Annotated in this window: 3 protein-coding genes; all 3 read left to right on the top strand. The window is 61.3% G+C overall.

All coding sequences use genetic code 11. The features are described 5' to 3' along the window. Positions 1 to 742 (top strand): chloride channel protein (locus E5W70_RS31825; RefSeq protein WP_292665246.1); only part of this gene is annotated, 742 nt, incomplete at its 5' end. A gap of 254 nt (positions 743 to 996) precedes the next feature. Continuing rightward, complete coding sequence (locus tag E5W70_RS31820) at positions 997 to 2109, top strand: TauD/TfdA family dioxygenase (RefSeq protein ID WP_292665244.1); 1113 nt, start codon at positions 997 to 999, stop codon at positions 2107 to 2109. A 184-nt stretch (positions 2110 to 2293) separates the two neighbouring features. Beyond that, positions 2294 to 2434 carry a hypothetical protein gene (locus E5W70_RS31815; RefSeq protein ID WP_292665242.1) on the top strand — a complete coding sequence of 47 codons (141 nt, stop codon included), beginning with the start codon at positions 2294 to 2296 and terminating at the stop codon, positions 2432 to 2434. The last annotated feature ends 169 nt before the right edge of the window (positions 2435 to 2603 follow it).

The raw sequence follows: 2603 nt of genomic DNA, 5'->3' as shown, positions 1-2603 counted from the left end.
GTTCTTTGCCTCGCTGTTCCTCGGCGCATTGCTCGGCAAGATGTTTGCCGGCGCGATGGCGTTCGTCTCGCCGGCGACCGGCATCGACCCAGCCGTCGCCGCCGTCGTCGGCATGACCTCGCTCGCCGTCGGCGTCGTCGGCGGCCCGTTGACGATGACCTTCCTGGCGCTGGAATCGACCCGCGACCTGACGCTGACCGGCGTGGTGCTGGCCGCCTCGCTCATGGCGGCGATCCTGGTGCGCGAAACGTTCGGCTATTCCTTCTCGACATGGCGCTTCCACCTGCGCGGCGAAACCATCCGCAGCGCGCATGACGTCGGCTGGATGCGCAGCCTGACTGTCGGCTCGATGATGCGAAAGGATGTCCGCACCATCGACGCCTCGACGACGCTTGCGGAATTCCGCAAGCAGGTGCCGCTCGGTGCCTCGCAGCGCGTCATCGCGGTCGACGCCGACCTGCATTATGCCGGCGTGCTGATCGTCGCCGAATTGCACAGCGATTTGTCGGATGACGAGATGCCGGTTAAGTCCTTCGCCAAATTCAGGGATGCGGTGCTAGTGCCGAGCATGAACGTGCAATCGGCGGCCGAGACCTTCCAGCGCGCCGGCGCCGAGGAATTGGCGGTGGTCGAGGATTTCACCGACCGCAAGGTGGTCGGTTTGCTGACCGAAGGCCATCTGATGCGGCGCTATGCCGAAGAACTCGACAAGGCGCGGCGCGATCTGTCGGGCGAGGGGTAGCCGAGAGGGGATGGCGATCCCGCTGCATTTAGCTGGACACCGCCGGCGAATGATCGCTACCATCGCGGTGGCTTTGAACCAGATTTCATCTGGAGCCATTCCGCCTGGAGAAGGCGTGCTCGACGAACCGAACAGAAATCCCGGATCCCATCGCTATGGGAAGCCGAGCTTGTGGTGGCCACCACCGTTGGGTTGATGGCCTGCGGGCCTGATCCAAGCTGAAAATCAAATTCTGTGTTCAGAGAGACATCATCATGAATACCCTGCTTTCCATGGAGGCCCGGGAGACCGCGCTTGCCGTGACTTTCGTGTCGGGCGAAACAGTCTCCTACCCCTGGCTTTGGCTAAAGGACAATGCGCCATCGGCGTTTCACCCGCAGACCGAAGAACGAACTTTCGACCTGACCAGCGTAGACCCCTCGCTTAGACCCATCAGCGTGCGGGACAGGGGCAGCGCTGTGGGCATTGTCTGGCAGAACGACCAGGCTGAGGAGGAATTCCCGAGCCAGTTCTTTGAGTCCTACCGTCCCGGCAGAAAGCGGGACGATCCGGCCGACATCGCTCCGAAACTCTGGGACGCCTCGGTGGATCTTGAAACCATACCGCGTCACGCCGCCGGAGACATCTTGCAAAGCGATGCCGATCTGCTCGCCTGGCTGAAGGCAACGGCGGCATACGGGCTCTCCATCGTCGATGGGCTTGACGATGATCCCGACGCGGGGCGGCGTGCGGCCGAGCGGATTGGTTTTCTGCGCCAGACAAATTTCGGCACGATGTTCGAAGTCGTGTCGATGCCGAACCCGAACAATCTGGCCTATACGCCGGTCGCCTTGCCGCTACACACCGATCTCGCCAACCAGGAGGTGCCGCCCGGCTACCAGTTCCTGCATTGTATCGCCAACGACGCTGATGGTGGTGGATCGATCTTTGCCGACGGGTTTGCGGTCGTCGCCGCGCTACAGGCGGAAGATCCGGAAGCCTACCGCCTGTTGTGCGAGGTCGAGATCCCCTATCGTTTTCACGATGAAAACTATGATTTGCGGGGCAGGTTTCCCGTGATTGTAACTCGAGGCAACGGGGAAGTGACGGAGCTGCGGTTCAACGCCCATCTTGTCGATGTCATCGACCTTCCCTCCGACCTATGCGCGCCCTTTTATGGGGCTTATCGCAAGCTGATGATGATGATCCGCGGGCCGCGTTTCCACATAGCCTACCGCCTGAAGGCCGGCGAAATGGCGGTCTTCGACAATCGCCGGGTGTTGCATGGCCGCCAATCGTTCAACCCGAATACGGGGCGGCGACATCTGCGCGGATGCTATGTCGATCGTGGGGAGTTCCAGAGCCGGATTCGCGTCCTTTCGCGATAGCGGCATGTACCGAAAGAGCATCGACTTGCCGAAGATCGCATTCGGCAGGGTTCGTTAGTAGGTCAGTCAAGACATAGCCCTTATTAGCCGGAGGCACTTTGGCGCAATCGGCGGTGCTGTCGTTCGCCAATTTGAACGAAGCGCTGCTGGTGCCCAACGTGCAATCGGCGGCAGAGACCTTCCAGTGCCGGCGCCGAGGGGATTCGCGGTGGTCGAGGATTTCACCGATCGCAAGGACGTCGGGCTGTTGACCGAAGGTCATCTGATGCGCCGCTATGCCGAAGAACTCGACAAGGCGCGGCGCGATCTGTCGGGCGAAGGGTAGGGCGGGGGAGAGCCAACGTTTGGATACGAGCCCGACGTTGACCTTCGCACACCGAATCCTGAATGGCTGCTTTGCGCCTCATTTCGGTCATAGAGATCAGCTTCGCCGCGTCCTGAAAGCAGATGAGGTGGATGGCTCCCGCTCCCGGCATCTGAGTGCCACAGTGGGT

The sequence above is a fragment of the Mesorhizobium sp. genome, from assembly GCF_005063415.1.
Taxonomy (GTDB): Bacteria; Pseudomonadota; Alphaproteobacteria; order Rhizobiales; family Rhizobiaceae; genus Mesorhizobium.
The sequence above is the reverse complement of the archived record's forward strand: the minus strand, read 5'-3'. Positions and strand labels throughout refer to the sequence as shown.